The sequence below is a fragment of the Nitratireductor sp. GCM10026969 genome (assembly GCF_042660605.1).
Classification (GTDB): domain Bacteria; phylum Pseudomonadota; class Alphaproteobacteria; order Rhizobiales; family Rhizobiaceae; genus Chelativorans.
In genome coordinates, this window is sequence record NZ_JBHSUM010000194.1 from 1 (window position 1) to 6,954 (window position 6,954).

The window sequence follows — 6,954 nt, forward strand, 5'->3', positions numbered from 1 at the left end:
CGCGGTGCCGGCCGCTGTGGCGGCGCATCGGCCATCCCGCCGCCTTCCCGTTCGGCTGTCAGCGCCACCACGGCGCCCTTGACGTCGGGAATCGATTTCACCGCCTGTTCCGCCGCCTCGCGCAGGGGCTCCAGTTCCTCGGCGCGTTCGGCCGGCACGGTGATCGAGAAGAATACCTTGTCGTCGGCAATGAATATCTCGGAAACGAGACCGAGCGAGACGATATCGCTCTTGAAATCCGGTCCCCGGACGGTGCTCAGCTTATCGATGACGGCTTCGCGGGTGACGCTCATGGTGGTCCTCGTCCCTGATCCTCGCGTCCTGACATAATGCAGTCATGCTTCAGAACCAAGTGCAGCCCTCCTGCCGTGCGCCGCCAAACTTGCTTGCCGGGCGACATTGAGAAAAGCTACGCCCACGCGGGAGGCGCGCAAGCATCATGATCGACAAGCTGGAATTCTTCATCACGCTGGCGAAGGAGCGGCATTTCGGCCGGGCGGCGGAGGATCTGGGCATCACCCAGCCGACCCTTTCGGCCGCCATCAAGCAACTCGAGGACCAGCTCGGCGTCATGCTTGTGCAGCGCGGCTCGCGCTTTCAGGGCCTTACGCCCGAGGGCCAGCGGGTGCTCGAATGGGCCCGCCGCATCCTCGGCGACACGCGCACCATGCGCGAGGAAATGCGCACAACCCGGCGCGGCCTTTCCGGCCATGTGAAGATCGCCGCCATTCCCACCGCGCTCGCCATGGTGCCGCGGCTGACCACGCCGTTCCGCGAAAAACATCCGGAGGTGACCTTCTCCATCACCTCGCGCACCTCGCTGGACGTCCTGTCGCTGCTGGAGAATTTCGATATCGATATCGGCATCACCTATCTCGACAACGAGCCGCTCGGCCGTGTCGTCTCCGTACCGCTCTATTCGGAGCACTATCAACTCATCACCGCCGCCGGCAACCGCTTCTCCGACCGCGAGACCGTCACCTGGGTGGAGGTCGCGGAACTGCCTCTGTGCCTGCTGACGCCTGACATGCAGAACCGCCGCATCATCAACCAGCATCTCGCGGAAGCTGGCGCCGAGGTTCGCCCGACGCTGGAATCGAACTCGATGATCCTCCTGTTCTCGCACATCCGCACCGGCAAATGGGCATCCATCATGCCCCTCAACCTGGCCCAGGTCCTGGGCTTCTCCGAGCCGATCCGCGCCATCCCCATCGTCGAGCCTGACGCCAGCCACCTGGTCGGCGTGGTGGCCGTCGAGCGGGAGCCGCACACGCCTATGGTTTCGGCGCTGCTTTACCACGCGCGCCTTTTGGCGAAGGATCTCGAAAAGTATCGATAGAGATCTTCTATCGTTCCACGAGAATGCAATATTGATCGGCAGCGCCCGGATCGTGTCTCCTTGCGGCGAAAGTCGTTAGGGAGGACGCTGCACCATGCGGCAAGGTACCGAGATCGTCTCCATCGTGATGCCCATCATCGATCGGTGGAGGAATGAGGAAGGCCCGCTCCTGCCCATCCTGAACGGCATTCTGCGCGAGCTCGGCTACGTGCCGCGCCAGGTGTTGCCCATCATAGCCGAAGAGCTGAATCTGACGCGCGCGGAAGTCTACGGCGTTGTCTCCTTCTATCATGACTATCGCGAAAATCCGCCGGGCCGCCATGTGCTGAAGGTATGCCGGGCGGAGGCCTGCCAGGCCATGGGCGGCGATGCCGCGGCCGAGAAGCTGCAAAGGCTCTTGGGCGTGGAATTCGGCGAAACGGCCAGTGACCGCTCGGTGACGCTGGAGCCCGTCTATTGCCTCGGACTGTGTGCCTGCGCGCCCTCGGCCATGCTCGACGGCGAGGTGATCGGCCGGCTGGACGAGGAGAAGGCGGCAGCAATCGCCGTGGAGGTCCGGGCATGAGGCCGATCGTCTACATTCCCCGCGATTCCGGCGCCTTGGCGCTGGGCGCGGAAAAGGTCGTCCGGGCGCTCGAGAAGGAGCTGGAAGCCCGCGGGCTCGACGCCTGCATCGTGCGCACCGGCTCGCGCGGGCTCTACTGGCTCGAGCCGATGGTCGAGGTGGAGACGGATGACGGCCGTGTGGCCTACGGCCCCGTCGCCCCGTCGGACGTCGCCGCGCTGTTCGATGCCGGTTTCCTGAAGGGCGGCGCGCATCCGCTTTCCCTCGGCAAGCCGGAGGAAATCCCCTATCTCAAGCGCCAGACGCGGCTCACTTTCGCGCGCTGCGGCATCATCGATCCCGTTTCCCTTGCCGATTACGAGGCCCATGGCGGTCTGAGAGGACTGCGCAACGCGCTCGCCATGACGCCGCTCGAGATCGTCGAGGAGGTCACCGAGTCCGGCCTGCGCGGGCGCGGCGGCGCGGGTTTCCCCACCGGGATCAAGTGGAAGACGGTGCACGACACGCCCGCCGACCAGAAATACATCGTCTGCAACGCCGATGAAGGCGATTCGGGAACCTTCGCCGACCGCATGATCATGGAAGGCGATCCCTTCGTGCTGATCGAAGGCATGACGATCGCCGGCATCGCCACCGGCGCCACCAGGGGCTATATCTATCTGCGCTCCGAATATCCCCATGCCCACCAGATCCTAAACGAGGCGATCTCCGTCGCCCGACAGTCCGGTGTGCTGGGACCGAGCGTGCTCGGCTCGCAATATGCCTTCGACATGGAGGTGCGGGTCGGCGCCGGTGCCTATGTCTGTGGCGAGGAGACCGCCCTTCTCGACAGCCTCGAGGGCAAGCGCGGGATGGTCCGCGCCAAGCCGCCGCTTCCCGCCCATGAGGGGCTGTTCGGCAAGCCGACCGTCATCAACAACGTCATCTCGCTGGCCTCCACGCCCATCATTCTCGACAAGGGCGGCCCCTTCTACCGCGATTTCGGCATGGGCCGCTCGCGCGGCACCATCCCCATCCAGATCGCCGGCAACGTGAAGCACGGCGGACTTTTCGAGACCGCCTTCGGCCTGACACTCGGCGAGATCGTCGACGACATCGGCGGCGGCACGGCCACCGGGCGTCCAGTGCGGGCGGTGCAGGTCGGCGGGCCGCTTGCGCCTTATTTCCCCCGTGCGCTCTTCGATACGCCCTTCGATTACGAGGCCTTTGCAGCAAAGGACGGGCTGATCGGGCACGCCGGCATCGTCGTCTTCGACGACACGGTCGACATGCTGAAACAGGCGCGCTTCGCCATGGAGTTCTGCGCCGTGGAATCCTGCGGCAAGTGTACCCCCTGCCGCATTGGCTCGACGCGCGGAATGGAGGTGCTCGACCGGCTGAGGAACAATGTCAAGCCGGAGCGGCAACTGGAGATCGTTACGGACCTCTGCAACACCATGAAATTCGGTTCACTGTGTGCCTTGGGCGGTTTCGCCCCCTATCCCGTCATCAGCGCGCTGACTCATTTCCCCGAAGATTTCCGCCCCACGCCCGTCCGCGAGGCGGCAGAGTAGGAGGAACAGAATGTCATTCGTAGAAGAAATCGACTACGGAACGCCGGCCTCGAAATCCGACTAGACAGTCACCCTGGCCATTGACGGCAAGGAGGTGACGGTTCCAGAGGGCACATCCATCATGCGTGCGGCGCGTGAGGCCGGGATCGAGATTCCGAAATTGTGCGCCAACGACATGGTCAAGGCCTTCGGCTCGTGCCGGCTTTGCCTCGTCGAGATCGAGGGTCGCGGCGGTACGCCGGCCTCCTGCACCACGCCGGTGGCTGACGGCCTCAAGGTTTCCACGGGTACCGATCGCCTGCAGTCCATCCGCCGCGGCGTGATGGAGCTTTACATGTCCGACCATCCGGAGGACTGCCCGGCCTGTGCGGCGGGCGATTGCGAGATGACCCGGATGTCGCGGAAGGTGGGCCTGACCGAGCTGCGCTACGGCGAAGGCGAAAACCACGTATGGCCGGCCCGCGATGGCGAAGCCAATCCGCTCTTCCAGGAGCAGGACGTCTCCAACCCCTATTTCGCCTATGACGCCTCGCAGTGCATCGTCTGCTCGCTGTGCGTGCGCGCCTGCGAGGAGCAACAGGGCACCTTCGCGCTGACGGTCGAGGGCCGCGGCTTCGAAAGCCGCATCGCCGCCGGCATGAGCGAGCCCTTCCTCGAATCGGAGTGCGTGTCCTGCGGCGCCTGCGTGCAGGCCTGTCCGACCGGGGCGCTGCGCGAGAAATCGGTCATCGAAAAGGGTATGCCCGACCGTTCCGTGGTCACCACCTGCGCCTATTGCGGCGTCGGCTGCTCCTTCAAGGCGGAAATGAAGGGCGAGGAAGTCGTCCGCATGCTGCCCTACAAGGGCGGCAAGGCCAATCGCGGCCACTCCTGCGTGAAAGGCCGCTTCGCCTACGGCTACGCCACCCACGAGGACCGCATCCTCAATCCCATGATCCGCGAGAAGATCACCGATCCCTGGCGCGAAGTGTCGTGGGAGGAGGCCTACGCCCATGTGGCCAGGGAGTTCCGCCGCCTGCAGTACCAGTACGGCAAGGACTCGGTTGGCGGCGTCACCTCCTCGCGCTGCACCAACGAGGAGACCTACCTCGTCCAGAAGCTTATCCGTCAGGGCTTCGGCAACAACAATGTCGACACCTGCGCCCGCGTCTGCCACTCGCCCACGGGCTACGGGTTGAAGACGACCTTCGGCACCTCCGCCGGCACGCAGGACTTCGATTCGGTCGAACATGCCGACGTGGTGATGGTGATCGGTGCCAACCCGACGGACGGCCATCCCGTTTTCGGCTCGCGCCTGAAGAAGCGGTTGCGCGAGGGCGCCAGGCTCATCGTCCTCGATCCACGCCGCATCGATCTCGTGCGCACGCCGCATGTGGAAGCCGACTATCAGCTGCCGTTGAAGCCGGGGACGAACGTGGCGGTACTGACGGCGCTCGCCCATGTGATCGTCTCGGAAGGCCTGGTGGACGAAGCCTTCATCCGCGAGCGCTGCGATTGGGACGAGTTCCAGGACTGGGCGTCCTTCGTCCTGCAGCCCGAGAACAGCCCCGAAGCGGTGGAGGAGATTTCCGGTGTTCCCGCCGACTTCATCCGCGGTGCCGCGCGGCTCTACGCGACCGGCGGCAACGCGGCGATCTATTACGGTCTCGGCGTGACCGAGCACAGCCAGGGCTCGACCACCGTGATGGCGATTGCCAACCTGGCCGAGGCCACCGGCAATATCGGCCGGCCCGGCGTCGGCGTGAATCCGCTCAGGGGACAGAACAATGTCCAGGGCTCCTGCGACATGGGCTCCTTTCCGCACGAACTGCCGGGCTACCGCCACATTTCCGACGACGCCACGCGGGCGATCTACGAAAAGCTGTGGGGCGTGAAGCTCGACAATGAACCGGGTTTGCGCATCACCAACATGCTCGATGCCGCCGTCGACGGCTCCTTCAAGGGCATCTACATCCAGGGCGAGGACATCCTGCAGTCCGACCCCAACACGCGCCACGTGGCGGCCGGCCTCGCCGCCATGGAATGCGTGGTCGTGCACGATCTCTTCCTGAACGAGACGGCGAACTACGCCCACGTTTTCCTGCCCGGTTCCTCCTTCCTGGAAAAGGACGGCACCTTCACCAATGCCGAGCGCCGCATTAACCGCGTGCGCAAGGTGATGGAGCCGAAGAACGGCTATGCCGACTGGGAGGTGACGCAGGAAATGGCCCGGGCGATGGGGCTCGACTGGAACTACCGGCACCCCGCCGAGATCATGGCCGAGATCGCTTCCACGACGCCGAGCTTTTCCGGCGTCACCTACGAGCTCCTCGACCGCGAGGGCTCCGTCCAGTGGCCGTGCAACGAGAAGGCCCCCACGGGCACCCCGATCATGCACGTGGGCGGCTTCGTGCGCGGCAAGGGCAAGTTCATCCGCACGGCTTACGTGGCGACGGACGAGAAGACGGGGCCGCGCTTCCCGCTGCTCCTCACCACGGGACGGATCCTGTCGCAATACAATGTCGGCGCCCAGACGCGGCGCACCGAGAATGTCGTCTGGCACGAAGAGGACCGGCTGGAGATCCACCCCTTCGATGCCGAGAACCGCGGCATTCGCGACGGCGATTGGGTGAAGCTTGCAAGCCGAGCGGGCGAGACCACCTTACGCGCCACCATCACCGAGCGCGTGGCGCCCGGCGTCGTCTACACCACCTTCCACCACCCGGAGACACAAGCCAATGTGGTGACCACCGAATATTCTGACTGGGCGACCAACTGCCCGGAATACAAGGTAACGGCGGTGCAGGTCTCGCCCTCCAACGGGCCGACCGAGTGGCAGGAGGACTATGAAGAGCTTTCCCGCTTGAGCCGCCGCATCGTGCATGTGGAAGCGGCGGAGTAGCGCGAGATGCGCGCTCCGACCGGTGCCCGACTCGTCCGATGAAGACCGTGCCCCTCACAGCCGTCTCCCGCATCGCGCGCCGCGTCGGCGGAACCCGTACAGCGCTGCGCAGCGTGCCCGAGGAAACGGCGGTGGCGCTCTCCTTTGGGGGCACGACTCACGCGGTGATGATGGCCACGCCAAGCGACCTGGAGGATTTTGCCCTCGGCTTCAGCCTGACGGAGGGGATCGTCTCCGCCCCCGGCGAGATTGAGGCGATCACGATTGAGGACCTCGGATCCGGCTTCGATGTGCAGATCGGACTGAAGGACGCGGCCAACCGACGTTTCGAAGCGCGCCGCCGGCGCCTCTCCGGGCCGGTGGGTTGCGGGCTGTGCGGCATCGAATCCATCGAGGAAGCCCTGCGCGACGTGCCGGCCGTTGCCGCCGGCGGCCCGCTTTTGACCGAGGGCGACATCGTCCGGTCCGTCCAGCTCCTGTCGGAGCAGCAGACGCTCCATCGCGAGACGGGCGCGGTGCATGCGGCCGGGTTCTACATGCCCGGCAAGGGCATCGTCGCCATGCGGGAGGATGTCGGCCGCCACAACGCGCTCGACAAGCTCGCCGGCGCGCTGGC

The 6,954-nt window shown here is 65.3% G+C and carries 5 protein-coding genes and 1 pseudogene; 5 read left to right on the forward strand and 1 reads right to left on the reverse strand.

Annotated elements, in window-relative coordinates; translation table 11 throughout:
• A partial coding sequence (locus ACFP9U_RS22775) for an iron-sulfur cluster assembly protein (RefSeq protein ID WP_378624966.1) occupies positions 1-293 on the reverse strand: 293 nt, incomplete at its 3' end.
• Between the two features lie 146 nt (positions 294-439).
• Between ACFP9U_RS22775 and ACFP9U_RS22780 the strand changes: the two genes are divergently transcribed.
• The 5 genes and pseudogenes from ACFP9U_RS22780 to ACFP9U_RS22800 form a co-directional block, all read left to right on the forward strand.
• Positions 440-1,339, forward strand: coding sequence for a LysR family transcriptional regulator (locus tag ACFP9U_RS22780; RefSeq protein ID WP_378624967.1), 900 nt, complete (start codon positions 440-442; stop codon positions 1,337-1,339).
• A 94-nt stretch (positions 1,340-1,433) separates the two neighbouring features.
• On the forward strand, positions 1,434-1,904 hold the full coding sequence (locus tag ACFP9U_RS22785) for a formate dehydrogenase subunit gamma (RefSeq protein WP_378624969.1): 471 nt from the start codon (positions 1,434-1,436) through the stop codon (positions 1,902-1,904).
• Positions 1,901-3,457: a formate dehydrogenase beta subunit gene (locus ACFP9U_RS22790; RefSeq protein ID WP_378624970.1), complete on the forward strand. Its 1,557-nt coding sequence runs from the start codon at positions 1,901-1,903 to the stop codon at positions 3,455-3,457. Before ACFP9U_RS22785 ends, ACFP9U_RS22790 begins: the two co-directional genes overlap by 4 nt.
• Positions 3,458-3,467: 10 nt before the next feature.
• Positions 3,468-6,338 (forward strand): annotated as a pseudogene (gene fdhF / locus ACFP9U_RS22795) (formate dehydrogenase subunit alpha).
• A 38-nt stretch (positions 6,339-6,376) separates the two neighbouring features.
• The coding region (locus ACFP9U_RS22800; RefSeq protein WP_378624972.1) for a formate dehydrogenase accessory sulfurtransferase FdhD at positions 6,377-6,954 on the forward strand (578 nt) is incomplete at its 3' end.